Below are 24,819 nucleotides of genomic sequence, written 5' to 3'. Positions count from 1 at the left end.
ATGCCAACGCCTAGTTTTGTACATTTACGTGTTCATAGTGACTTCTCTATGGTAGATGGCTTGGCTAAAACCAAGCCTATTGTTGCTCGAGCTCAAGAGCTGGAAATGCCTGCTTTAGCGATTACAGACCAAATGAATTTATGTGGTTTAGTAAGGTTTTACGGTGGAGCACATGGCGCTGGAATTAAGCCTTTAGTGGGCGCTGATCTATGGCTCAAAAGTGATCAATTTCCTGATGAGCCATGTCGAATCGTGGTTCTAGCAAAGAATAATGAAGGCTATAAAAACCTGACTTTGCTTATATCTGAAGCGTTTTTACGCGGTCATGTTTTTCATCGCCCTGTTGTCGATAAAGAGTGGTTAGCTAAATTTAAAGAAGGTTTAATCATCCTTTCAGGGGCAAAAGATGGGGATGTAGGTAAGGCGATTCTTAAAGGTAATCCACAATTAATCGCTGAAACCTTGGCATTTTATGAAGAACATTTTGCTGATCATTATTATTTAGAGCTGCATCGTACAGAGAGGGAGCTTGAAGAAGAGTATCTTCATGCTGCTGTTGCACTGGCAAGTGAGCGCAACATACCCGTGGTTGCTACGAATGAGGTGGTTTTCTTAAATGAAGAAGACTTTGAACCACATGAAATTCGGGTAGCGATTCACGACGGCTATACACTAGAAGATAAAAACAGGCCCAAGCGTTTTTCAAAAGAGCAGTATTTAAAAACCCCTGAACAAATGCAAGAATTGTTCAGCGATATTCCTGAAGCCCTTGAGAATACAGTAGAAATTGCCAAGCGTTGTAATGTAACGGTGCAATTAGGTACTTACTTCTTACCTGATTACCCAACGGGTGAATTAAAAATAGAAGACTTCTTAGTTAAAGTATCTGAAGATGGTCTTGAAGAGCGTTTACAGTTTTTATTTCCTGACGAAGAAGACCGAAAAGTTAAACGAGTCGAATATGATGACCGCTTAAGGATCGAACTTGACGTAATCAACCAAATGGGATTCCCAGGTTACTTCTTAATCGTAATGGAGTTCATCCAGTGGAGTAAGGATAACAACATTCCTGTTGGACCGGGTCGAGGCTCAGGTGCGGGTTCTTTGGTGGCTTATGCCCTTAAGATCACCGACCTTGATCCGCTTGAGTTCGATCTGCTTTTCGAACGATTCCTTAACCCAGAGCGTGTATCAATGCCCGACTTTGACGTCGACTTTTGTATGGATAGGCGTGATGAAGTAATTGACCACGTAGCTAAGCTCTATGGTCGCCAAGCAGTTTCCCAGATCATTACATTTGGTACGATGGCTGCAAAAGCGGTTATTCGAGATGTTGGCCGTGTACTAGGCCACCCTTATGGCTTTGTTGACCGCATATCTAAACTGGTTCCGGGCGACCCTGGAATGACTTTGGCCAAGGCCTTCGAAGTGGAACCTCGTTTGCCAGAGGCATACGATGGCGACGATGAAGTTAAAGAGCTTATAGATAAATGTCGTATTCTAGAGGGCTGTACACGTAACGCCGGTAAACACGCAGGGGGCGTAGTAATCTCGCCTACCAGTATCACCGACTTTGCAGCGTTATATTGTGACGAAGAGGGTAAATTCCCTGTTACTCAGTTTGATAAGAATGATGTTGAAACCGCTGGTTTGGTTAAATTTGACTTCTTAGGTCTGAGAACGCTGACTATCTTGCAATGGGCACTGGATATGGCGAACGAGCGTTTAGCTCGTGAGCAGAAACCATTTGTTGATATTAATGCCATCCCACTTGATGACCACGCTAGCTTTGAGGTTTTACTGAGAGCTGAAACGACCGCGGTATTCCAGCTAGAATCACGGGGTATGAAAGATCTTATTAGGCGTCTAAAGCCAGACTGCTTTGAAGATATGATCGCACTGGTTGCCCTTTTCCGACCTGGTCCTTTGCAATCGGGCATGGTAGATAACTTCATTGACCGTAAGCATGGTCGTGAAGAGATCTCATTCCCTGACGCACAATACCAACATGAAAGCTTAGCCCCCATACTTGAGCCGACTTACGGGATCATCCTGTATCAGGAGCAAGTAATGCAGATAGCGCAGGTCCTAGCTGGCTATAGCTTGGGTGGCGCTGATTTGCTTCGTCGAGCAATGGGTAAGAAAAAGCCTGAGGAAATGGCGAAGCAGCGATCGACCTTTGAAGAGGGCTCGATTAACAACGGGGTAGACGGCGAACTTGCTATGAAGATCTTCGATCTTGTAGAAAAGTTTGCGGGTTATGGCTTCAACAAGTCACACTCGGCTGCATACGCACTAGTGTCTTATCAAACGCTATGGATGAAAACGCACTTTCCTGCAGAATTCATGGCAGCGGTAATGTCCGCCGATATGGATAACACCGATAAAATAGTGACGTTGGTGGATGAATGTGAAAACATGAAACTGACGCTGTTGCCACCGGATGTGAATGCTGGTGTCTATAAGTTTACAGTCAACCTGCAAGGTGAGATCGTCTACGGTATTGGTGCTATCAAAGGGGTGGGTGAAGGGCCTGTTGAAGCAATCTTAGAAGCGCGTGAGCAAGGCGGAGAGTTTAAAGATCTATTCGATTTTTGTGCTCGAGTGGACCTCAAACGCTTAAATCGACGCGTCATTGAGAAATTGATTTATGCGGGTGCATTAGACAAGTTAGGCCCAGAGACAACGCAGGGTGGCAGGGCGACGCTGCTTGCTAGCTTAAAAGATGCTATGAAGTCAGCAGAGCAGCATCACAAAGCTGAACAGCTAGGCCAATCAGACTTGTTTGGTTTACTGGCCGTTGAACCCGAAGATGTAGCCAAAGCGTTTGTGAAAGCGACCCCACTGAGTGATAACGAATGGTTGGATGGTGAAAAAGAAACCTTAGGGTTATATTTGACCGGTCACCCAATTAATCAATATCGAAAAGAGCTTAAAAACTATACATCGGGCAAATTAGTTGACTTACAGCCGACTAACCGTGACGTACAGTCAACGGCTGCGGGGTTAGTGATCAATGCACGTACTCTGGTTAATAAAAAGGGTAACCGCTGGGGATTGATCACCCTTGATGATAAGAGTGCGCGAATTGACGTGCGGTTCTTCCCAGAGCAATTTGAAATGTACGAGGAACTACTGCAAGTTAACCAAGTACTCGTCATTTCAGGTCATGTTGCCTTTGACAACTTCTCTGGCGGTATTTCTATGACTGCGCGGGAAGTGAATACCATTGCACAAGCACGTGAAAAGCGCATAAGTGCATTGAAAATGACGCTTAATATGACTCAAATGGATACAAGCTTTGGTGAGAACTTAAAACGAGTATTGGAGCCGTATAAGTTTGGCACATGCCAAGTTGTTATTGAATATCAAAGACCCGATGCGACAGCCGAACTGACGTTAGGTATGCAATGGTGCGTTACACCCAGCGATGAGTTGATACGTTCATTGAAAAAATTAACAGGACAAGATATTGAATTAATCTTTGACTAGTTACGCTGTTTGGCCGTTAGGCTAAACGCAAACAAAAAGGCCACCAAGCTGCACTTGGTGGCCTTTTTCGTATCTGGTACGGCTTAGTTACAGTAGCCGAACGACATTAGGCGCTGATATCTTTGCTCTAGCATTTCTTCTTGGCTTAGCGCAGAGAGATCAGACAGATCTTTTAGGATCTGAGACTTGAGGCTACTGGCAGCTGCATCATAGTTACGGTGTGCGCCACCCAGTGGCTCTGGCACGATTTCATTAATAAGGTTGTTATCTTTGATACGCTGTGCAGATACACCCATGGCTTCAGCTGCAAGTGGTGCTTTTTCTGCGCTCTTCCAAAGGATTGATGCACAACCTTCAGGTGTGATTACAGAGTATGTGCTGTAACGAAGCATGTTTACACGGTCACCAACACCGATTGCCAATGCGCCACCTGAACCACCTTCACCAATTACGGTACAGATTGTAGGTACTTTTAATGACGCCATTACTTTTAAGTTCATTGCAATCGCTTCACTTTGACCGCGCTCTTCAGCGCCGATACCCGGATAGGCACCTTGTGTGTCAATTAGAGTAATGATCGGCATCTTGAAGCGTTCAGCCATTTCCATTAAGCGTTTTGCTTTACGGTAACCTTCAGGTCTTGGCATACCAAAGTTACGTTTAATTTTTTCTGCTGTGTCACGGCCTTTTTCTTGGCCGATAACCATCACTGGCTTGCCATCTAGTCGTGCTGTACCACCAATGATAGCTGGATCGTTCGCAAATGCGCGGTCGCCTGCAAACTCATCGAATTCTGTAAAAATGCGCTTGATGTAGTCACTCGCATGCGGACGCATAGGGTGACGTGCCAGTTGTAGTAACTGCCACGGGTTTAGTTCTGAGTAAATTTTTTCAGTAAGCTGCACACTTTTCTCTTTTAGCTTACTGATTTCATCTTCCAGACTTAGGTCCAAAGAACCTGAGCGACTAACAGCTTGTAGCTCTTTTATTTTTTGCTCTAATTCAGCTACTGGAAGTTCAAATTCTAAATAGTTTAAGCTCATTTTCTAACCTATCTGATAATTTTTTTAAAGTTTGTCTCGGTCTAATGTAGAGAATACAGATTAAAAATGCCAAGACTCAGTCATCTGCAACGTCTTTAATAGCATAGCCTGTTTTGCTAAAAGCAGTCCCAACTAAATGTCAATATTGCCTGTTTAACTCAGTTTTTGAAGAAGTTCGCGAACTTTAGATACAAGTTCTCTCTTCATCTTATAACTGTTTTTTCTTCGTGAAGGCTAATTCTCTGTCATCACATACAATTTTCTTCGCATTATACTGCCCCAAGCTGCATCTTGAAAACAGACCAGCAAGATAATGCGACTTTTTATACATAAGTAGCGATTTACCTAAATTTTGACGCAGATGTCAATTAATTTCGGGTTTGTTTTGTTTTGGTAAATAATGATAATTTCGGTCACTAAAAATAAATGGCAAGTGAACATCAAGACGTTGACCTGTCTGTTTAATTCAGAGGATTCTCTAATATCTTCAAAGTCACTCACAAAATCGATCAATCATCTTTTAAAATACAACGATAACGATTGTAGAACACAAAGGCACGACAATATACTCTGCTCATAGAAAGCGCAATTTTCACAATTTAATTTTACAGAGTATGCGCTAGTTCAAAATGCAAACATTATTATGGTATGGCGCTTTGCAAATCTTGCTTGATAGGGTATAACGCCACTGGATTTTAATCGGGGAAAGGTATGGAACGCACAAGCGTTTACAAACAGTTTACAGCAATGATTGAACAACACTGTGGTGGTCGTTTACATAAAGGCTTTACGGTGGCGTTGTCTGGTGGTGTCGACTCAGTTGTGCTGCTTTATCTGTGCCATCGTTATGCGACTCAACACGGTGACCTCCCTGTAAAAGCGGTGTATGTGAACCATGGATTGTCTGAAAACGCATTACATTGGCAACACTTTTGCGAACAACTCTGCCAAAAACTATCAATCATGTTTAACGCTGCGCAGGTGACAATCCAAGCCAAACCGCGAACCAGCTTGGAAGCGCAAGCAAGAGAAGCTCGCTACCTAGCACTGGATAAGCACGCTTTGTGCGGTTCTACGCTATTACTCGGTCAACATGCAGATGATCAGGTGGAGACGTTTTTTATTCGTCTCAAAAGAGGATCGGGGTTACAGGGTCTGGGTGCAATGAGAGTGTCTACTACTTTGTCAAGCGGTCGTCACTGTTTGAGGCCATTAATCCATGTAGAGCGCCAAGAAATAGAGGCATTTTCGCAAACTTTTGGATTGCAACATATTGAGGATGAGTCAAATCGCAGCAACGTGTTTGACCGAAACTTTCTACGCAACCAAGTATTGCCCCTTCTGAAAGGGCGGTTTAAAGGGTTTGTACCGAGTGTGATGAGGTCTATTTCGATACTGCAAGCTCAACAAGCATTAATAGACGAGTTATCAGAGAGCGATCTGGCGCTTTGTCTACATGATAAGTGTTTAGTTGTGATGGAGCTGGGAAAACTGTCTGCTTTGAGGCAAAGCAATGTGGTACGTACATGGCTTGCGAAACATAATGAGAGCATGCCCTCTAAAAAGCAGCTAGAGCAAATTTTACGACAGTCCTTGGGTGCCCGAGTTGATGCACAAGTGACTATCCAATTGACGAAAGGCAGCGTCAAGCTTTATCAAGGGAAGCTCTATTGGGTTGACAATAACTTATCACCCATGCTCGACGTTAAAGAGCTGAGTCTCAATGGCCCTGTGTCGATTTGTTGTGACACTAAGCTTATTGTATGCGAAGGAAAAGGCATACGAAGGCCGCAGCCAACTGAAACTGTCTCACTTAGGTTTGCGTGTTTGAGTGATAAGGTTAAACCTCTTGGCAAGCCAGGTAGAAATACGGTTAAACATTGGTTGAAAGACTTAAACGTGCCCACATGGGAACGAACGCGAGTGCCTTTGATTTATTATGACGACACGTTAGTTGCAGCTGTGGGTTACTTTGTAAATGAAGATTATGCGAGTGAGCAGGGAATATTCTGGAAAGAAGTAAATGCAAGAAAATAAAACGATTAGCCTCTCTTTGGCTCGTAAGGCGCCTGTCGCAATTGCGATATGTTGTACTGGGTTTGTCATTTTGGCCTTGGTCTCGGCCTTCCACATTACTAATGTACTACTAGCGCTAAGTGTTGGTGCGCTGTCTGCTGCGTTGCTGTTGGCGTATTGGCATGGCAAAGGCGGGTACTATTTCATCCTAGGATTGGCTGCCCCCATGCTTTCAATTTTATTTAGTGATTTGCCCGATTTTTGGGCGTTAGGGTGGGTGATTAACGGCTTTTTTTGCGGTTTTGCCATATTACTGTGGTTGTTTAAAATTAAAAACCGTTAATCATGGTGGTACTTACCATTAGGGGATGGTAAGTACCAATGAGTTGATTACACTGCGCGTGCACAATTCCTTCCCGCTTCTTTGGCTTTGTATAGCCCACCATCGGCTCTGGCGAATATTTCGTTTGAGCAATCTTGGCTCGATGCAAGCGTAAACCCAATACTGGTTGTTACTTCGTGTTTGGCCAGTAGGTTGCACCCATTGACTCTGTCCATAATGCGCTCTGCAATTACTTTGTTGGTGGTAAATGCTGGGTCATCAATAAGCACAGCGAATTCATCGCCACCAAATCTAAACACCGCGTCGGTTGCTCGAATACTTGACGTTAAAATGTTGGCAAACTCGATGAGCACTTCGTCGCCTTTTTTATGACCATACTTGTCGTTGACTTGTTTGAAATTATCTAAGTCCAGCAGCATTAAACTGAAGTTACGGTGATGGCGGCGGCTGCGCTCAAGCTTAGTATCCAAATACTCATTAAACTGACTTCTATTGTACAGGCCCGTTAGTGTATCTTTGGTAGCGAGTTGCAGCACGCGATGATACATCAACGCATTCCTGAGCGGATACAGCAAGCAAGTATGTAGCTGCATCAGTCGTGCTCTTATAGTCCCACTTAAGCTATATTTACTAAAGTACACGAGTTGCCCTAGATGATGCCCGTTCAGTTCTAAATCGAACGTATAAGGTTTAAGCTGGTTATCGCTTTGATGCATTTGAAATAACCCTTGGCTCGAGTGAAACTGGAGCCCTGCTAAGTCTGTAATGCGTTTAACGTAACCTGCAAAAATATCTAAAATGCCGTTCACCTCTAATGTGGTTTGCAGCTTTTCGACGAGCGTACTGGGTTGTTCTGGCGCTTGTGAAACATATTGGTCCGTCGCGAACGGTATGTAGTCACCGCGCGAAGGCGTTCGTTGCGCCAAAATATGGACATTTTCCATTTGGTAATTCCCCTAATTACAACATTCCCAAACAGATAAGCTAGTTTCATGCCAATAAATTAAACTGGCTGAAAAACAGTTGCTTGCTATAGTTAAATTGAGTGAAAAATCATCTATAACGAATCTTTGACACCTAGGAGGCCATTTGCAGCAAAATTTTGCCGGGCTTTTTTCAGAAAAAGTACTCATTGCAATTGTAAATGCTTTACATGGTCACTTTGCAGGTTTTGTCGCACTGCTTTTGTGTGCGGTTTTACTTGTTTGGTCCTTTAAACGCGTAGGTTTGCCACCTATTTTAGCCTATTTACTCACAGGCTTAGTTGCCAGTGGTTACGGGTGGATGGACAACAGTCATGAGATACATTTGATAGCGGAGTTGGGAATTGTATTTCTATTGTTTAGCCTTGGTTTGGAATTCTCTATTCCAAAGCTCATGGCCATGCGCAGTGTGGTTTTCGGACTGGGTAGTACACAAGTTATTCTCTCAATTTTTTTAGTTACGGTTATTTTATTCAAAGTGGGCCTTGCGTGGTCTGAGTCATTGATCATTGCATGCATTGTTGCGCTTTCATCAACCGCAGTCGTCGTCAAGATTATGAAAGAAAATGGCATGTTGAATCTTCGCAAGGGGCAGCTTGCTGTTGGGGTGTTGTTGTTTCAAGACATTGCCGTAGTACCTATGCTTATTGTGTTCCCTTTGATGGCACAGACGGACAATCAAGTGTTGGTTGGGGCGTTGGTACTGGCCCTCGCAAAAGGCGCTTTTGTGTGTATGCTGTTGTGGGCAATCGGGAAATGGGTACTCCCTAAAGTATTTAATGAGGTCGCGCTGGCAAGAACTGACGAGCTTTTTGTGTTAACCACCTTGGTTGTTGCTTTGTGTGCTGGGGCACTCACGTATGCCTTTGGATTGTCTATGGCATTAGGGGCGTTTTTAGCCGGTATGATGTTGGGTGAAAGCCAATATCGTCATCAACTGGAAGCAGAGATTAGGCCATTTAGAGATATTTTGATGGGCCTATTCTTTGTGACAGTGGGTATGCAGTTGGATGTCGGCTATGTGATCAATTCATTTTTCTATATTTTAGGGGCTATGGCGCTACTGCTGGTGACCAAACTGGCCATTGTGTATGTTAGTGCCCAACTGATGGGGGAGCGGAAAAAAGATGCGTTTGCCTCGGGTGTGATGTTATGGCAAATGGGGGAGTTTGGCTTTGTGCTGGTGGCACTGGCAGGAAAACACCACCTACTTGAGCCGAATGTTGCGTCGTTTTTACTGGCATTAGGCGTCATCTCCATGGCTTTAACCCCCTATTTAATTGGTCAAACAGATCGCTTACTAGAGCTATTTAAGTTAGACACTGAACACAAATCTGACATGTCGAACTCTGGGTTTAAAGATCCCACGATAAAAGATCATGTGGTGATTTTTGGCTATGCGCGGGTGGGCAAACGATTGCCCGATTTTTAAAACCTGAAGCAATCCCCTACATTGCCATTGAACGTAACCCAATTATTGTGCAAGAGGCACAAACGGCAGGGGAGCCTGTGATATTTGGTCATGCAGCACAAAAAGCCATTTTGAAGTCAGCATGTGTAAGTAAAGCGCGGTTAGTGATTGTGACAATGGATGACTTTGAACAAAGCCAAATCGTGATAGACGCGATAAAACATTTTGCCCCAGAAGTAAAAATCTTGGTGCGCATGCAAGATGATACGCATTTGGAAGATTTAAAACAGCTGGGTGTGACCGAAGTGGTGCCAGAGTCTCTTGAGGCGAGCTTGATGCTTGTATCACATGTTTTATATATGTCAGGTGTACCTATGAGGCGTATTTTTAAACGGGTCAGTAAAGAAAGGCAAAATCGCTATGAGTACTTGCATGGGTTTTTCACGGGAAACAGCCATGAGTTGCACGAGTATGGCAATAGTCAGTCAAGCTTTGTGTCTGATCGTTTGGAATATTTACATGCAATTGCGTTACCAGAGGAAGCTTATGCGGTAAACAAAACGATTTCGGAGCTGCAACTTGTGCGGCACAAGGTGGTAGTAAAAGCATTAAGAAGAGATGGTACTGAGATTTCCATGCCAGACGAAGACATCATGTTGATGGCAAGTGATGTCTTACTGCTAAAAGGCAAACCGCGCAGAGTAGAGCGAGCAGAGCAATTTATCCTAGATGGTTTACCTTAATCGAGTTCTAAAAACGCCCGAATTTCGTCGAGTCTAGCCAATCCGTCTTCATAACCTATGTTAATAAGCTCTTGTGTGTAACTTTTCTCAAAAAGTAGGTAACTGGTTAAACTGGACTGAGAGTGCTTTTTCACCCCAATCGAGCGTAGCAATAATTTGACGGCAATGGGTAAGTCATCATAAAAGTCGAGAGCCAGCTCATTAAAATTCATCGATGGGTTAACCACCAAGGTATCAACTCTTTTCAATTCTTTATGTTTTTCTCGTGCGGGTAATAGGCTGACAGTCCGGTTTACGCGTTCGAGCCGCTCAAGATCAGACTGCAAAGTGTCACTAAAAATACTGTCCAAAAGGTGGCCTGCCACCACTGACATACCGGGAAAATGTGCCTCGTAGCCCAATGGTGTATGCGCTTTAGGCTGCTCGACACCAATAATAAATATTTTACTGGCACCTAAATGAATAGATGGGCTGAGCGGAGAAAGTTGGTGAATTGAGCCATCGCCATAGTAATTGTGCTTTACGCGCACACTAGGGAATACCATCGGAATGGCACTGGAGGCCATTAAGTGGTCGAGCGTTAGGTGTGTTTGCACGCCCTCTCGCTTTGCGCGTTGCCATGGCTTTGCGTCTTTGGCTTGATAAAAAGCCACTGATTTGCCGCTTGAGTAACTTGAAACCGTTACAGACAGCGCATCTAAAAATCCACGATGTATATTGCGGTCAATACGGGCCAAATCCAATACGTCTTCGAGCAGGTGACGCAGTGGGGTATTGTCTAAAAGGCTTGCTGGTGGGTGATTAATATAATCCGCTTGGAAGCTGCGCATCACATTGTTAAATAAGTGTCCGAATGCACCAAGCAGTGAACTTTTATATACCATGTCGGTGTGAAAGCTCTTCCAAATCCATTCTATTTTTCTTATCGCTAAATGCATATTAGACGAGTAGCAAGCAAGGCCAGTCGAGTTGATAGCGCCAGCAGACGTACCATTTATAATTTTAAAAGGAAGCGGTGCGCTACGTGGCAAGCTATGTGCAATAGCTTTGAGCACGCCCACTTGATATGCGGCCCTAGCACCACCACCAGTCAATAGGAGAGCGATGTGTGGCTGGCCAATTTTACTCTGCGCCTTATTCATACACGTCCTTTCAATTTGCCAAGCAGAAACAGTAACAAAAAATAACCTGCTTACTTATACTATACTCAATTTAAGACGAAAGTGTATTTTGCATCTTTTATAAATATCAGCCAGTTACATTATTAAGCTCATACAGCACAGTGTGAAAAGGTGTTGTTCATTTGTATGCATTTGTTGGTTTGGCTCTTGTTTGCTCAGATGTTCATGTAATTGTCAGCAAAGAGATGCGAGTTTGAGATAAACTCTCATTAATGCGCGTTAACGCAGATGAGATATCTTTTAGTTTGTGTTTTAATTGCATAGTGCAGTGAGAATTATTTAGCTGCCAAATTATTTAAGCGAATTTTACGGAGTCTCCATGTCAGAGCACAGTTCAGCAGAGCCAAGGACAAATAAAAAGCCTTCTAACAGTCAACTTCTTCTTGCGGCGATTGCCGCAGTTGCATTAATTATTGTTGCTGTATTTGTATTAGCGAATAAAGAAAGTAAACCAGCAGAGAATACAAAATTTCGACAGGATGTCGTAGTGCCTGAAGAAACCCCTAAAACGGTAGTTAATACGGCCCGTACTGAGCCTAAATCGCAACAAGAAGAAACGGTCGCAGATACGAGTACTGATCGAGCTGAGTCTAAAGCGCCTGTTATTGAGGAACCCGTAGCGACAGTGCAGCCTGAAGCTCGCCCCGTTGAACCGGTAGAGCCAGTATTACCGACCTTAGATGACAGTGATACAAGTGTTCGTGATAGCGTTGCAAGCTATCTAAGCAAACAAGCAATGGAGCTTTTGGTGACTGAAGACATGGTAAGACGCAGTGTGGTTTTTATTGACAACCTAGCGCAGGGAAAGATTGCTAAAAAGCATTACCCTGTGAGCAAGCCTGCTGATAACTTTATGGTCATTGAAGACGACATTATCGTAACAGACCCTAATAGCTTTGAGCGTTACACGCCGTATGTGAATATGCTTAGCTCAATGAGCACGGCGCAGTTAGTTCGTTTATACGAGCAGTATAAGCCGCTAATCAGCGAAGCCTATGAAGAAATCGGTTACAACGGCAATGAGTTTGACTACACATTACAAGAGGCATTAGGTGAATTACTAGAAACGCCAATTCCTGAGTCTAGCCTGCCACTAATACAAGAGTCAGTGACTTATAAATACGCATACGCAGAGTGGGAGCAGCTATCAGATGCACAAAAACTATTTTTGCGTATGGGCCCTGAGAATATGAAAAAAGCCAAGAAACGCCTACAGGCATTTCAACGCGCGTTGGCCAACTAGCACAAATTTAATACTCAGTTAATCAAAAGCTTGCTCCATTGCTTAAACAAACAGCAAACGAGCAAGCTTTTTTAGTTTTCGCTTGCATCCCCGTAAGAAAATCGCCATAATTCAACCCGCGCCAAACAAGGCCCTCAATGGTAGTCTTATTGGTCCTCTCGCAACAATAGTTCGTGAACCTGGTCAGGTCCGGAAGGAAGCAGCCACAGCGGATGACTTGTGTGCCGGGATGTGGCTGGTAAGACTACCACCCAAAACTCTTCTTGTTGTTTGAAGTGTTAGTCTGCAATTTTGTAGTAAAACCCCGCATTAAAACTAAATTATAACCCTGCATAGCCTACTTTTATATCGTCCCACATATTCGGTGATGGTTATAATTAGGCACAAAATAAGTCGCTCTAGAGTCAATAACCTCTACAAGTTCGCAAGACAAAAGAACAAAGCCACTTGCCTAGTTGAATCATCCCTAGAATTCGATGCATGCTTTTGTAACTCCCCAATCCGGGGCTGTTAGCAGTCCCATTTCTGAATTGGTTTGTTAGCCCCACAGCTAATCATAGCTCTTTTGCCATAGAATTTCGTATCCAGTTTTATATGGATTCTCAGTTGTTGGCTCAGCCCAATAAAGCATAATAGTCGTGTCTTTTCCTCGTAACGACGGTACGAATATTACTCTCTCATCTAAACAGTTAGCTAGGAAAACGCTTGTATTACCCTCCGGAGTTATCCCAATAGTTTCTGCTTTCAAAAAGTTGAGACTTGCTGGAATATCGTCACCCCGATAATGCTTGTCGAAAAACTCAGGTTTATTGTTCTTGCCTAATTTGGCTAGTTCATTATATGCAAACTCTAACTGAACAGGCGACAATGATCGAGCATGCTTAACTGCTGGGTGAGACTCATTTGCCACACACCCAAAACCATTGTGCGGATCGTTGTCGCATGCAGTTAAGGAACCACATAATAAAACAACTAAAATTCTAAAAAAACAATGAATGTTATGCATATTCACCTAGGCTATCACCTTGCTAATAAACGTAAAATACTTGGCTAAAATTAGCGACTATGGAGCGTCAGCCAAGCGTTTGACGTCATTTTTGATGCGTTTGTTAGATATTCTGATCAAAATCTAGTTACCCATGTCCCATGAATGAATACTGCTATCGAAATTAATGTGCCAAATAAATATATAAGTGCAGAGATTTTGCTTTGCTTAAAGTTAGCTTGTAAGTATTTTTTATGGGCATCAGATTCTTCTGACAATGCATCACGAGTGACGAGCCGGCCTAAACTTATAGTAATAGCAAGAACAGCAAAAGCAGATGTGGAGTTATATAACATTTTTATAACGAACTCTTCGTAAAAAATATACCAAATTGAAAAAGCTATAACTGCGAAATAAAAGCCAACTTTAATCTCGGCTTTCTTTTTATAGTATTCATTATCATCATCTAAAAAGGACAGTTTTTCACTCTCTGAGCCCATAGAGAAAAGCCCGCAAAGAATCGCATTTGTCCAAAACAGTGCTAGGTATTCCCCCTTAGATAAATTGAAAATGTCGAAAACAAAAAAGTTGGCTAAACAGTAATAGGACGAAATAAATACGAAAGCTAAAATTGAAGATTTATTGAAATTTAACTTTCCACGAAAATGAAACATTCTTTATATACCTAACGCCTCAATAACCGGCGCAGCTTGCTGCGTCCGCGCCGAAGGCGCGAAGTTGATTGACTTGTTATGTGTTTACGAAGCATAGTGACTTAAATACTCTTTTGCAGATTTGCAGATTTGCAGATTCAACAGTTGGCATCATTGCCTTTTCGTTCTCCTGTGACCACAACGGAAGGCGCCACTGCGGGTCTTTTTTTGGAACAAATGAACATGGCAAAAAATTATCACTAGATTGCTTATAGATCACATGTAACTTCTGGGCGCTCGGAAGATGTTGTTCAAAGACGATTTGGGACGAACCATCGACTTCAACTTCTATCCAGATTGCACCATATTTCTCTTTCATACTCATTTACACATAACGCCCCAATAAGCGGCGAATAATAGTTGGCTAAAATGGTGAACGAAGTGAACGCAGCCAACTGTTAGGCGTTCGACTTGATTGGCTTGTTATATGTGCATTACTTACGAATGACAAGGTCTCCAGAAGAAAACCAGACCTGGCGACCATTAAATAGAACCTCTTCCCAATTTTCAGAGTTAGTAGACTCATTTTGATACGCTACAACAAACTGATGCTCAATACTTGGTGTTTCAGGTAATTGGCTAATCAATGAACCACCAGTAATTCGATACTTCTCGCACAGTTCAAGTTGAGCAATTGAATCTTTAAATTGAATAATCTCACCTATATGTGCAGCTTTATCATCTATTGATTCAAATTGTTCACGAGCTTCCAATTTTGCCAAATGTGCTTTTAAGACAGTTATTGCAGGGTTCATCAAAATTCTCGGTACATATAACAATTTAATATTGACCCATTGGGTCGCTTTTCTCCTGAGCCAAGGGGCATCTTTATCATTGTACCAGTTCTATCACAATAACTAACTTGTTGCTAAAGATATACTTTTAATCATTGTAGAAATTATGGAAAGGATAAAAACGAACCAATGGGTCGTTTTCTTGACTATAGAAGAAACACAAGGCAACTGGGTATAAGACCAGTGCTTTAAAAATAATTTTCTAATGGCCGCTATTTTTTGAGGCATTCGACTAAACACGTTTTGGGACAGTAACGAGTTACGCTGATAGTCCGCTTCTAGTACTAAACCGACTTTGAGAAGAACACTAAAATGCGTCACTTTTTGCAATCTTTCACTTCACTTTTATGCCAGGTTATACTTCGACCACACAGCTAAGTCATTGAAGTAATAGGGTCGCTTTATGCAAACTTATGCTACAAACTCCATTGTTGTTTGAAGTGTAAGTCTGCAAATTTGTAGTAAAACCCCGCATTAAAACTAAATTATAACCCTGCATAGCCTACTTTTATATCGTCTCACATATTCGGTGATGGTTATAATTAGGCACAAAATAAGTCGCTCCAGAGTCAAAAACCTCTACAAGTTCGCAAGACAAAAGAACAAAGCCACTTGCCTAGTAGAATCATCCTTAGAATTCGATGCGTGCTTTCACTTTGAATACTCTCGCGAAATAAAAACCTTTGAAGCACAACCGTTAGGATTTGAATATGAGTTTGACGGCAAAACTTGCCGTTACACACCTGACTTTTTAATTGCTCATCATGAGAAGCCGCAAAAATATATTGAAGTTAAGCCCTACAGTAAAATTGCAAACCCTGAATTTAGAGCACGCTTTGCGAAAAAACAGTTAGTTGCCAAAGAACAAATAGGCATTGAGTTGGTTGTAGTCTCTAATAAGCAAGCTTGTGATTACCTCTCCTTAGATTGTTTAAAGTTGCTTCATCGTTACTCAGAGTTCCAATCCAAAGCTCACCTACAGCTTTCCACCACTAAGTTACTAATCCAAGGCGTAAGCTCAACATTCAATAAGCAGAAATGATACTTAAAGCCGGTGTGAGAGAGGAGCTTACATCGGCTGTCTCTAGGTTGATAAGCGCATCTTCCAGTTTCGGCATCATTTGTGCAAATTCATTACAAGCAGATATTTAAATTCGTTCTTACCGCGTGGTCATGTTTTATGTAACGTTTTGAATATAAGTAATAAATTTTTTGAGAATATGCTTTAAACACAATCAAACCTTGGAGTATTGCTATATGAAATTTTCTCTTTTTGCACTGTCCTCGCTTTTTGCTTCGCAAATTGCAACAGCGGACAATTTAGTTACAAACGGCTCTTTCGAACAAGATGTCGTAAAATCAAAATGGACATTACTAAGTACAGTTACTGGGTGGCAAAGAGCTGGGGCGAAGTTTGAAATTCAAACATCACGCCTTGGTATCATTAACGCGCAAGATGGCAACCAATATATTGAGCTCGACTCGACAGCTAATCACAGTGTATTTCAAACAGTAGCGACAGAAGCTGGGAAAACCTATGAAGTGTCGTTTTACTACTCACCACGTGTCACAGGGAACAACCAGACAAATAAAGTCGATGTTAAGTGGAATGGCACAACCGTGTTAAATTTAAACGCAACGCAAAGAGGTTGGCAGTCTTTTACATTGTCTTTAGAGGCGACTTCAAGTAGCTCAGAGCTCCGTTTCACTGGCGCCGGTACAAATGATAGTTTAGGGGGCTTTATTGACAATGTAGTAGTAACAGAAAAACAGGCTTGTCACACGGGTATCTTCGGAATTAACAATTATGGTTCGTCTGAAACGGGTTATGTCTATAAGTTTGATTTAGAGACAAATACGTTCAGTGTCGTCGCTGGGGCGCAAAATACAGCGTCAAATATTGCCAGTCACAATGGTAAGCTTTATTTCATGGAGCAGCTCGATTCAGGCACCAAAGCATCAAAACTTTGGTCATTAGATTTAGAAACGGGCGCGCAAGTCGCTGAGGCCGATGCTAAGTCTTGGCCAATTTACCGTTCCGCAGTCACAGCCAGTGGGCAATCTTTACGCGCCACCAGTAAAACTTATATGTATGACTACAACATACAAACTGGCGAAAAAACAGTGCTAGGTAAGATGCGCTACTCAGGTGACTCCTTCTCACATGGTGATATTGCTTACTCCGCTGATAACAACACACTTTATGTACTAACTGGTAAATCTTTATATACGATCGATGATAGTTCAATGGAATTAACGTTGGTGGGTCATCATGGCATTAACTGGGCGTCTGGTTTAGCAATTTCTGATGAGGGCACATTATACGTTTCAGGCAGAGTTGCAGGTGAAAGTGCGAAAATTTACACCGTTAATCCTCAAACCGCCGTTTCTACATATGTTATGGATGCTCCAAAGCATATTAATGATTTAACTTTTGTAGATAACTACTGCAATTAAGTCGTTTTTATAAAAATAGCCTGTCATGCAGGCTATTTTTTGTCGTTCGATATTTGGAGTCTACGCTGGTTATAGTTCTTCCTTTTACACATAAGGGAAATCTATTCTCAAGCATCTTGGCGAATCCCCCTAAAGTCGTTAGACGCGGTAATCTTGGAGATAAAATTTCATTTAGCCGTTCAGATATTCGTGATTTGGGGTATATTGATAACGATAAGTAAGTAGGCCGTTTACCATTTGTGCGCTGTTCAAAAGCATGCCTAAAGAGAAAATGGACTTTTACCGTATATACCATGGCTTTCAATGTTTAATACCATGACAAGAGCCAAAGTCGCTAATTTTAGCCTATGATTATAAACTGGCTAGACAAGAGTGAAGCCAAAATAAAAGCGAGTGTTTAATGAGCTATATTGATTCAATTGATCATGAGTATATTGGAAAAATTGGCTACCTTCCTATTTACCACCCTCTAGAAGAAGTTAAAGGAGAGAAATGGGGTGCCTATGACTTTGGGGCAAGCCCTAAAAACTTGGTTTTGGGTGGTGGAAGTGGAGAGCATCCTGGATTAGTCATTCACAACCTGCCAAGCGTTGTCGCAAAGTACCTTTACTTTAATTTGACTGAAGAAGAGGAAGGGCTGCTAACGCAGGAGGAAGAGGAATATATTACTGATCTTTATTATACCGATGAGGAGGAGATATTAGAGTTCTGTGGCTGGACAGTTCGACAGTATTCTGACTTGTTCAAGATGGCTTCTTCCGAATTGATGGCTGAGTCAGTCGGTGATGATGAGGATGTAGAAGATTGGATTATTAGATCGATTGGAGAGTTAGTGTTTTTCTCGTTGCCTGATCTAAACCCAGAGCATGAGAAGCTAGTTAAAATATTCAGTAAATTTACGATAAACGCCACTATGAGTAATGTTGTTTGCATACCGCCTGGCTACCCCACAATCGGTGGTCGAAAAATTGAGAATAGCCAAATCAAGTGGGGTATTCACAGATGGCCAAACACGCCGTAATAGTGATATATAAAGGGCCGGTGGCTAGTAGAAATAACGTATAAGAAAATTTGAAAAATCATCTATAAAATTAACTTATCATACTGTTAGCTCGTTTTAAAAAATATAATTTGGAAATGCTGGAACTGTTTTACTGACCTTGACGATCCATATATGATGTGTTGCGACTTTCTTAAATCCACTTTTTGCAACGGCATTTATTGTTTACTAGTTATTGCCGATGTACACGAAGAAACCTGACCTTATTAACGTACAGTCGTGTATAGGCAGATGATCACTTACTAACCCTATCTAAGCAAGCGTTTAAGAATTTGGCGTCACGCATTGTGCGCGCTATCATAGCCAAAACTTATAAATCCAAGGTATTAGCTACCTCAAAGAGACCAACGAAATGAAGTATATATTAACCATCATTTTTGCATTTTTTTTGGTGGGGTGTTCGGACGAAGACCTTAAAGTATCCATAGCTCCAAAAGAAGAATCATCTTTTGCTAAGGATTATCTAGACCAACTGAGATTAAAAAATTATGAATATATAAAAGCTCAAATGCATCCAGAGCTTCTTAACAAGGCAACAATTGAAGAGCTGGAAGAGTTGTCCCGCTTTTTTCCTGATGGCGAGCCGTTAAAAACTGAGTTAATGGGTTTCAATATCCATACCATCAATAGTATTTGGTCGGCGAATTTTTCGTTCGAGTCTCAGTTCCAAGTAGACTGGTCAGTAGCAAGCGTTTCTATGACAAAGGAAGATGGCAAACTATTGGTAACAGGGTTTCATGTTTACCGCACGAATGAATCGCAAAAAGTATTAAACGCGTTTGGCAATGTAGAGTTAAGTGTGACTAGGCTTGTTTTATTAGTACTTACAATAGCCACGCCAATATTCATGGTCGTGACCTGCTTTTTTGTGTATCGAACCCCGATAGAGAAAAAATGGCGCTGGTACGTGTTGTCGTTTGTTGGCATTGGCGCAGTGTTTATGAATTGGACTACTGGCGAAATAGTGACAAAAATTGCAACAATAAAGCTGCTAGGAGTTGGTGCTAGCGCTGCAAGTGAATTCGCTCCGTTAATATTCACTTTTACAATACCTATCGGAGCAATCATTTTTTGGATAAAGCGTGGCAAAATGATTGAGCAAGCGTTGGCTAACAAGGCGAATTAGCAGGACGCGACATAGTCACATATTAAGTTGTGGCTACGTATGGTACCTAACCAGCATGAAAAGCATCGGCTAACAAAGAATGATTTAATGCGGGTGTTTATAATTTCGGCCTAGCTTAAACAAAAAGAGGCTGGATTGGATACACAAATAGTCAGGGTGGTTTTCTGTCGATGTCAATATTAAAAGTGTCACCAGCATTGTATGCAGGTGTTGTAAATTAAAGGAATTTTTGTGAAATACTCTTTAACATTACTTGGCCTTGTATCATTATTAGTAGGTTGTCAGTCGACTAATACTCAAGTTACTAAAGAAAATACTGCTACAGAAAGAACTGCTACAGAAAGTACATCAGGCCCTCAAAAAAAGTGACGCTTGAAGAGTTTTGTAAAGCCAACTCATGCCGTCAAAATAAACATGTTAAGTTCAAAACAGATAATGGCATAGTAGATCAAGTGCTCCCTTGTATTGGCAGTTGTTCAAGGTGAACAATTATCCATACTTCCCAGTGACGAATTGCTCATTGAAGCTGAAGTTATAGGAAAAGGGCGCTTAGGTAATTTCAAACAAGTATCTGAAATAGTAAACCCTGATAAGACTTTAGAATTTTCATTTACACAAATGGACTCTAGCGTAGGTATGATGCTATCGGTTAAAAACCCGTTCCCATTTATGATTAAATATCATCTAAACATGATTGATTTTTCAGTTTTTGAAAGTTGGCCTCATCCTATCCCTGAACGAAAGTTAACTAATATACGAATACAAAAAGGCACGGATACAATCGCTTGCGTGTACTAGCGTTTCACACGGCACTTATGTTTGTAATAAATATGAGCTATAAGTAAAAGATTCAGAACATCACTTGTTTAACGCAATTAGTTGATACTAAATGAGTGGGATGACATGCGCTTGTAGTGCGCTTCAATAGAGCAAGGAGCGGCGTACGAAGTGAACCCGCTCAAATGCAGGCTGCAGATATTAAGGATTTTAAATGTTAGTCATATTATTCGGCGTGTTAGCATTAGTTTTAATCATTTTTGCTGCTTCCAAGCAAAATATGCGGAAAAGGTCGATTCGGCAATGTTCGTATGGAAGTGTGGAGATCTACCATCTACTGCTTAACTCTAAAGATTATTCTAGTTTAAAAACAATGCTCTCTAATGCAACGTCATTCAGTGAGCGTTATTTTATTAGTGTCGGTATATCGAGGCTTTTTCCAATAAAGTATCTTGAAGATTGGGTTAAAAATGAACCAAGCTCCGCAGACGCATTGCTATGCTACGGTGCACGCCTATTGCAGTGGTCTTGGGATGCAAGAGGATATGGCCGAGGCTTTGAGGTTAGTAAAAAAAGATGGGCGCTATTTTTTGAAAGGCTGGATAAAACAAGGAACATACTAGGCCAATGTGCAAGTCAAAACCCTGAAGACCCAACTCCGTGGGCTTATCTAATTATGGTGTCCACTTGGTTTTCGGATGATATTGAAGAAAGAGAATATTACTTTAATCAAGCCGTTGAAAGAGACCAAGATAACTGGGCCGCTCATATGCATATGGTGATCGCTCTTTCTGAAAAATGGGGAGGCAATAACGAACAAATGATTGCTTTTGCTCAAAGTACTTTTGAGCGGGCGCAGGAGGGATCTGATTTACCCATTATTCTACTAAAAGCATACATAGAGTATTGGAAATATCTCGATGTTTTTGTTGATATGTCTGATGAAGCAAAGCAGTTTATCGAATCGGAAAAAATTAAAACCAAGGCGATAGAGGCATATAAAAAATCATTACAATCAACAAATCATAAAGACTCGGCAAGCTCAATTTTTGCAAGATACAATGCTAGTTCATGGTTCTGGATAACAAAAGATAGAGACAAATTGCGTGTCGAGCTTGATATATTAGATGATAAAATTGAAGATATTCATTGGCGCTGGGCTGGCTCAGAAGGGGAATTGAAGCAGGCAAAATCTTATGCAATGCAAAATTAAAAACATTGCCATAGGGCCCGGAAATATCTGCATTAACTTTTTGTGGTACTAGAGCCGTATGCATAATACAAAGGTTGTCGCGGTGAGTGGTGTTTCAGGAGCGGGAAAAACCACAGTTATAAAGTTGCTTGCGGGCGAATTTAATAGCCCTTTTCTACTATTTGATGATCATATAGATCAGGAGACTTACCCTTCAAATATGAGAGCTTGGTTAAAAGATGGTTCAGATGTTGACCTTATTAAAACGCCAAGGCTTTTAGAGGCTTTGGAACAACTGATTTGTGAACGGAACACGCGATTTATCTTCATAGAAGAGCCATTTGGTAAAGAGCGTGACTCTATGTCGAGATTAATCGATTACGTTATTTTGTTAGATCCGCCTATGGAGTTATGCCTAGCTCGAGTTATTAGAAGGCAGATTGAAAGCCAGTGCGGGCAATCAGCATGTTCCATATCAAATTACTTAAAAAAATACGTAGACCACCTTAGAGAAATATATATTAACGTTGCAAGCCAAGTCAGAAATAACTCTGACTTAATTGTTCAAAATACCGTTTCAATAAATAATACTACCGAATATATTTGTGACTGGCTGAAAAGGAATACAAACTAGTAAATATCTCAAAAAGGGCGCAAAGTGCGTGGTTTGTGTTTTCTTGGCGTTAAATTTAGTCAAGCAATTTTATGGTCGCTAGTTAAGGTGTTGTATTGAAGCAACTTAAAAAATTATGCTATGAAATAGCTTTGAGAGGCGCTTTATTTCAAATAGGTTAATAAGGATGTTTTATGGCTGCAAACAATAGATTGAAACGGCTGAATACAGGCAGGGATTTTATTGCGGATAATTACCAAACCCCACTCAGTTTATCGGATATCGCAAAATGCTCATACATGTCTCCTTACCACTTTTTGCGCGTATTTAAAGATACTTATGGAGAGACGCCTAACGAATTCCTGACTCGCCTTAGACTCCAACAAGCGAAGAAAATGCTAATTACAGAAAACTACAGTATCTCAGAGGTTTGCGAGAAAGTGGGTTACAGCAGCCTTGGTAGCTTTTCTTCGTTGTTTTTAAAGCGAGTAGGTGTGGCACCTACTGTATATCGCCGAAAACTGTGGGCTTTATCTAGCGAAGCATATTGTTTTCCCGCACAGACTATTCCGGCTTGTTTTGCATATAAATTTTTGGGTAAGTTGGCGAATTGAGCAATATTGGAGAAATATCATGCTGCTTATTGCTATAACATTAGGATGAATCAACAAGAGGGAGCATAAAGATGATCACATCCATAGCGCATTCAACAATATACGTTCTCAATCAGGAAGAAGCGCTTGATTTTTATAAAAACAAACTCGGTTTTGAAGTCGGAGATGACATGAAAGTGGAAGGGGACTTTCGTTGGTTAACTGTACATCCGAAATCCAATTCACAACTCCAATTGGTATTAGCAGAACCAAAAGAGGGGCCGATGTTCACCAAAGACTCAGCCGAAAAAATACGAAGCTTAATTTCTGAAGGGGCGTTTGGGGCGGGTGTTTTCGAAACTGAAAACTGCCAGAAAACATACCAAGAGCTGGTGGCAAAAGGGGTGGAGTTTATGCAACCCCCAACAGAGCAGCTTTATGGCGTCGAAGCGATGGGTGTAGATAATTCGGGGAACTGGTTTAGTTTGGTCCAACGTAAATAATAAATCACATGAATAAGAGCCAACAATGCGCCACAAATGGCGCTGTTGCTCTAGACGATATTACGCAGGTAAAAGTGGACAGAATTGTAGAATTAATTAAGCGCGATATGGTTCGAGTTAAGGCGCTCAATTTAGTCGCAAAACTGGCGATACCTCAGTGCTATATAGCAGCGGGATTTGTCCGCAATTTGGTCTGGGATGCTCTGCATAACCTAGACTCGCCGACACCACTTAACGACGTTGATGTGATTTATTTTGACCCTGAAGAAGCAAACCCTGATGCTTACATTAAGTATGAAAGTCAACTCGTTCTACAAATGCCAGAGTTAAACTGGCAGGTTCGAAATCAAGCGATAATGCATGGGCGCAATGGCGATTCTTCGTATAAAAGCGCGCTAGATGCCATGAGTTATTGGCCCGAAAAGGAAACTGCAATTGCTATCCGTCAGACCGCAGAAAGTCAATATGAATGTATTGCTGCTTTTGGGGTAGAATCATTGCTGAAGGGTGACATTACTTATAACCCCAATAGGCCACGGGAAGTGTTTGATGATCGGGTAAAATCAAAAGGGTGGCTAGTAAGGTGGCCACAACTGAGCGTTGCGCCTTAACAGTGGAGTTAAGGCGAATTGATTTATGCATATTTGTTCACTGTTTATCAGTTTCACACAGTGACGCCTGCAATCAAATTGCTTATATAATGAGGCACGTTTTTTAGGGAAAGTAATCATGCGATTAGTATTTTTACCAGGAATGGATGGAACCGGTATTTTGTACGAACCAATCAAAAAATGTATAGCAGAATCATGTTCTTATGAAGTTGTAACTCTGTCATCCCTCAGCTCTAATAACCCAAAAGAGCAAGCCGTTGAAATAGCTGAACAATTTAAGTCTGAAGAGATAGTTATATTTGCAGAGTCTTATTCAGGGCTAATCGCCTACGAACTATGTCAATTAAGTGGTGTCACGGTTAAACACGTCTTTTTTGCTGCCAGCTTTTTGAGTCGTCCATCCTTGTTGGCTAAATTTAGTGCTTTAATTCCGTTATCCATGATGCGTCACCGCATAGTTCCTATTGCTATTCTGAGTTACTTGCTCTTTGGTAGCGCTAATCGTACTGAATTGGTTAAGCTTTTTTATAAAGCACTTGATAACGTTTCAAATAAAGCGCTCAAAGAACGGTTAAAAATCATCAGACGAGCAATAGAGCCTGTCGAAAAAATTCAGCAGCCAACAACTTATTTAAATGCCAGTGCAGATTATTTGGTGAATAAGGAGGTTATTAGCGCTTTTAAACGGGTGTGCTTAGAACTAAACGTAGTAAATATTCAAGGCGGTCATTTTATAGCTCAGAGTAACCCAGAAAAATGTTGGCAGGAAGTTAGCCGTATCATAGAAAGTTAACTTTGTTTTAATCTAAAGGAGATTTTTAATCTTAAGGTCTAGAGTATTCTTACTTTGCCAATTCTTTCAAGTATACTTACAGTCATTCCTCGATAGCTTTTATTTTCTTCAGATTCTTCACAAGCGGTATCGGAGTGTGGCTTTTTT

The 24,819-nt window shown here is 41.5% G+C and carries 21 protein-coding genes, 1 other RNA gene and 1 pseudogene; 17 read left to right on the top strand and 6 right to left on the bottom strand.

Features of this window, described 5'->3' with window-relative positions; genetic code table 11:
- Positions 1 to 3,492: a DNA polymerase III subunit alpha gene (gene dnaE, locus A7985_RS08015; protein WP_065789880.1), complete on the top strand. Its 3,492-nt coding sequence runs from the start codon at positions 1 to 3 to the stop codon at positions 3,490 to 3,492.
- A gap of 83 nt (positions 3,493 to 3,575) precedes the next feature.
- Here the strand turns inward: dnaE and accA are convergent, their stop codons facing one another.
- The gene (gene accA, locus A7985_RS08010) at positions 3,576 to 4,535 is read right to left on the bottom strand and encodes an acetyl-CoA carboxylase carboxyl transferase subunit alpha (RefSeq protein WP_065789879.1); all 960 of its coding nucleotides are present in this window, start codon (positions 4,533 to 4,535) and stop codon (positions 3,576 to 3,578) included.
- A gap of 711 nt (positions 4,536 to 5,246) precedes the next feature.
- Here accA and tilS point away from each other — a divergent pair.
- On the top strand, positions 5,247 to 6,572 hold the full coding sequence (gene tilS / locus A7985_RS08005) for a tRNA lysidine(34) synthetase TilS (protein WP_065789878.1): 1,326 nt from the start codon (positions 5,247 to 5,249) through the stop codon (positions 6,570 to 6,572).
- Positions 6,559 to 6,894, top strand: a complete 336-nt coding sequence (locus A7985_RS08000; RefSeq protein ID WP_065789877.1) for a hypothetical protein — start codon at positions 6,559 to 6,561, stop codon at positions 6,892 to 6,894. Before tilS ends, A7985_RS08000 begins: the two co-directional genes overlap by 14 nt.
- A 47-nt stretch (positions 6,895 to 6,941) precedes the next feature.
- Here A7985_RS08000 and A7985_RS07995 read toward each other — a convergent pair whose 3' ends face one another.
- Positions 6,942 to 7,838: a GGDEF domain-containing protein gene (locus tag A7985_RS07995; protein WP_065789876.1), complete on the bottom strand. Its 897-nt coding sequence runs from the start codon at positions 7,836 to 7,838 to the stop codon at positions 6,942 to 6,944.
- A gap of 193 nt (positions 7,839 to 8,031) precedes the next feature.
- On the opposite strand from A7985_RS07995, the pseudogene A7985_RS07990 reads away from it, so the two are divergent.
- Positions 8,032 to 10,031, top strand: a pseudogene (locus A7985_RS07990) (cation:proton antiporter domain-containing protein).
- On the opposite strand, the gene A7985_RS07985 reads toward A7985_RS07990, so the two are convergent.
- Positions 10,028 to 11,173 (bottom strand): patatin-like phospholipase family protein, encoded by a 1,146-nt coding sequence (locus A7985_RS07985; protein ID WP_065789875.1) that lies wholly within the window; start codon positions 11,171 to 11,173, stop codon positions 10,028 to 10,030. The pseudogene A7985_RS07990 and the gene A7985_RS07985 overlap by 4 nt on opposite strands.
- A gap of 358 nt (positions 11,174 to 11,531) precedes the next feature.
- On the opposite strand from A7985_RS07985, the gene A7985_RS07980 reads away from it, so the two are divergent.
- Both A7985_RS07980 and ffs read left to right on the top strand, forming a co-directional pair.
- The gene (locus A7985_RS07980) at positions 11,532 to 12,455 is read left to right on the top strand and encodes a DUF3014 domain-containing protein (protein ID WP_065789874.1); all 924 of its coding nucleotides are present in this window, start codon (positions 11,532 to 11,534) and stop codon (positions 12,453 to 12,455) included.
- A 147-nt stretch (positions 12,456 to 12,602) separates the two neighbouring features.
- Positions 12,603 to 12,699, top strand: an RNA gene (gene ffs / locus A7985_RS07975) — signal recognition particle sRNA small type.
- 306 nt (positions 12,700 to 13,005) lie between these two features.
- Here the strand turns inward: ffs and A7985_RS07970 are convergent.
- The 3 genes from A7985_RS07970 to A7985_RS07955 all read right to left on the bottom strand — a co-directional run bounded on the left by A7985_RS07970 (position 13,006) and on the right by A7985_RS07955 (position 14,908).
- A complete protein-coding gene (locus A7985_RS07970) occupies positions 13,006 to 13,365 on the bottom strand; it encodes a hypothetical protein (protein ID WP_141685292.1) in 360 nt (119 codons plus the stop codon).
- 212 nt (positions 13,366 to 13,577) lie between these two features.
- Positions 13,578 to 14,114, bottom strand: coding sequence for a hypothetical protein (locus A7985_RS07965; protein ID WP_065789872.1), 537 nt, complete (start codon positions 14,112 to 14,114; stop codon positions 13,578 to 13,580).
- 473 nt (positions 14,115 to 14,587) lie between these two features.
- A complete protein-coding gene (locus A7985_RS07955) occupies positions 14,588 to 14,908 on the bottom strand; it encodes a hypothetical protein (RefSeq protein WP_065789870.1) in 321 nt (106 codons plus the stop codon).
- A 571-nt stretch (positions 14,909 to 15,479) separates the two neighbouring features.
- Here A7985_RS07955 and A7985_RS07950 point away from each other — a divergent pair.
- The 11 genes from A7985_RS07950 to A7985_RS07900 all read left to right on the top strand — a co-directional run bounded on the left by A7985_RS07950 (position 15,480) and on the right by A7985_RS07900 (position 24,672).
- Positions 15,480 to 15,989: a TnsA endonuclease N-terminal domain-containing protein gene (locus A7985_RS07950; protein WP_065789869.1), complete on the top strand. Its 510-nt coding sequence runs from the start codon at positions 15,480 to 15,482 to the stop codon at positions 15,987 to 15,989.
- Positions 15,990 to 16,204: 215 nt separating this feature from the next.
- Complete coding sequence (locus A7985_RS07945) at positions 16,205 to 17,404, top strand: DUF642 domain-containing protein (protein WP_065789868.1); 1,200 nt, start codon at positions 16,205 to 16,207, stop codon at positions 17,402 to 17,404.
- Positions 17,405 to 17,804: 400 nt separating this feature from the next.
- Positions 17,805 to 18,425, top strand: a complete 621-nt coding sequence (locus tag A7985_RS07940; RefSeq protein WP_065789867.1) for a hypothetical protein — start codon at positions 17,805 to 17,807, stop codon at positions 18,423 to 18,425.
- A gap of 391 nt (positions 18,426 to 18,816) precedes the next feature.
- Positions 18,817 to 19,590, top strand: a complete 774-nt coding sequence (locus A7985_RS07935; RefSeq protein ID WP_065789866.1) for a hypothetical protein — start codon at positions 18,817 to 18,819, stop codon at positions 19,588 to 19,590.
- A gap of 465 nt (positions 19,591 to 20,055) precedes the next feature.
- Positions 20,056 to 20,388 carry a hypothetical protein gene (locus tag A7985_RS07930; RefSeq protein ID WP_065789865.1) on the top strand — a complete coding sequence of 111 codons (333 nt, stop codon included), beginning with the start codon at positions 20,056 to 20,058 and terminating at the stop codon, positions 20,386 to 20,388.
- A 193-nt stretch (positions 20,389 to 20,581) separates the two neighbouring features.
- A complete protein-coding gene (locus tag A7985_RS07925) occupies positions 20,582 to 21,580 on the top strand; it encodes a hypothetical protein (RefSeq protein WP_065789864.1) in 999 nt (332 codons plus the stop codon).
- Between the two features lie 58 nt (positions 21,581 to 21,638).
- Entirely contained in the window at positions 21,639 to 22,193 is a 555-nt protein-coding gene (locus tag A7985_RS07920; RefSeq protein WP_065789863.1) for a hypothetical protein, read from the top strand.
- 173 nt (positions 22,194 to 22,366) lie between these two features.
- Positions 22,367 to 22,786, top strand: a complete 420-nt coding sequence (locus A7985_RS07915; RefSeq protein ID WP_065789862.1) for a helix-turn-helix transcriptional regulator — start codon at positions 22,367 to 22,369, stop codon at positions 22,784 to 22,786.
- Between the two features lie 71 nt (positions 22,787 to 22,857).
- Positions 22,858 to 23,268, top strand: coding sequence for a VOC family protein (locus A7985_RS07910; protein ID WP_065789861.1), 411 nt, complete (start codon positions 22,858 to 22,860; stop codon positions 23,266 to 23,268).
- Positions 23,269 to 23,276: 8 nt separating this feature from the next.
- On the top strand, positions 23,277 to 23,879 hold the full coding sequence (locus A7985_RS07905) for a nucleotidyltransferase family protein (protein WP_081310463.1): 603 nt from the start codon (positions 23,277 to 23,279) through the stop codon (positions 23,877 to 23,879).
- A gap of 118 nt (positions 23,880 to 23,997) precedes the next feature.
- Entirely contained in the window at positions 23,998 to 24,672 is a 675-nt protein-coding gene (locus A7985_RS07900; RefSeq protein WP_065789860.1) for an alpha/beta hydrolase, read from the top strand.
- Positions 24,673 to 24,819: the final 147 nt, after the last annotated feature.

It is taken from the genome of Pseudoalteromonas luteoviolacea (assembly GCF_001696455.1).
Taxonomy (GTDB): domain Bacteria; phylum Pseudomonadota; class Gammaproteobacteria; order Enterobacterales; family Alteromonadaceae; genus Pseudoalteromonas; species Pseudoalteromonas luteoviolacea_C.
This window is presented reverse-complemented; position numbering and strand designations above follow the sequence as displayed.

Excerpts from the sequence above, each read along its gene's own strand:
- dnaE (WP_065789880.1), top strand. The coding sequence starts at position 1 with ATGCCAACGCCTAGTTTTGTACATTTACGTGTTCATAGTGACTTCTCT.
- accA (WP_065789879.1), bottom strand. The coding sequence starts at position 4,535 with ATGAGCTTAAACTATTTAGAATTTGAACTTCCAGTAGCTGAATTAGAG.
- tilS (WP_065789878.1), top strand. The coding sequence starts at position 5,247 with ATGGAACGCACAAGCGTTTACAAACAGTTTACAGCAATGATTGAACAA.
- A7985_RS08000 (WP_065789877.1), top strand. The coding sequence starts at position 6,559 with ATGCAAGAAAATAAAACGATTAGCCTCTCTTTGGCTCGTAAGGCGCCT.
- A7985_RS07995 (WP_065789876.1), bottom strand. The coding sequence starts at position 7,838 with ATGGAAAATGTCCATATTTTGGCGCAACGAACGCCTTCGCGCGGTGAC.
- A7985_RS07985 (WP_065789875.1), bottom strand. The coding sequence starts at position 11,173 with ATGAATAAGGCGCAGAGTAAAATTGGCCAGCCACACATCGCTCTCCTA.
- A7985_RS07980 (WP_065789874.1), top strand. The coding sequence starts at position 11,532 with ATGTCAGAGCACAGTTCAGCAGAGCCAAGGACAAATAAAAAGCCTTCT.
- A7985_RS07965 (WP_065789872.1), bottom strand. The coding sequence starts at position 14,114 with ATGTTTCATTTTCGTGGAAAGTTAAATTTCAATAAATCTTCAATTTTA.
- A7985_RS07955 (WP_065789870.1), bottom strand. The coding sequence starts at position 14,908 with ATGAACCCTGCAATAACTGTCTTAAAAGCACATTTGGCAAAATTGGAA.
- A7985_RS07950 (WP_065789869.1), top strand. The coding sequence starts at position 15,480 with ATGGTTATAATTAGGCACAAAATAAGTCGCTCCAGAGTCAAAAACCTC.
- A7985_RS07945 (WP_065789868.1), top strand. The coding sequence starts at position 16,205 with ATGAAATTTTCTCTTTTTGCACTGTCCTCGCTTTTTGCTTCGCAAATT.
- A7985_RS07940 (WP_065789867.1), top strand. The coding sequence starts at position 17,805 with ATGAGCTATATTGATTCAATTGATCATGAGTATATTGGAAAAATTGGC.
- A7985_RS07935 (WP_065789866.1), top strand. The coding sequence starts at position 18,817 with ATGAAGTATATATTAACCATCATTTTTGCATTTTTTTTGGTGGGGTGT.
- A7985_RS07925 (WP_065789864.1), top strand. The coding sequence starts at position 20,582 with ATGTTAGTCATATTATTCGGCGTGTTAGCATTAGTTTTAATCATTTTT.
- A7985_RS07920 (WP_065789863.1), top strand. The coding sequence starts at position 21,639 with ATGCATAATACAAAGGTTGTCGCGGTGAGTGGTGTTTCAGGAGCGGGA.
- A7985_RS07915 (WP_065789862.1), top strand. The coding sequence starts at position 22,367 with ATGGCTGCAAACAATAGATTGAAACGGCTGAATACAGGCAGGGATTTT.
- A7985_RS07910 (WP_065789861.1), top strand. The coding sequence starts at position 22,858 with ATGATCACATCCATAGCGCATTCAACAATATACGTTCTCAATCAGGAA.
- A7985_RS07905 (WP_081310463.1), top strand. The coding sequence starts at position 23,277 with ATGAATAAGAGCCAACAATGCGCCACAAATGGCGCTGTTGCTCTAGAC.
- A7985_RS07900 (WP_065789860.1), top strand. The coding sequence starts at position 23,998 with ATGCGATTAGTATTTTTACCAGGAATGGATGGAACCGGTATTTTGTAC.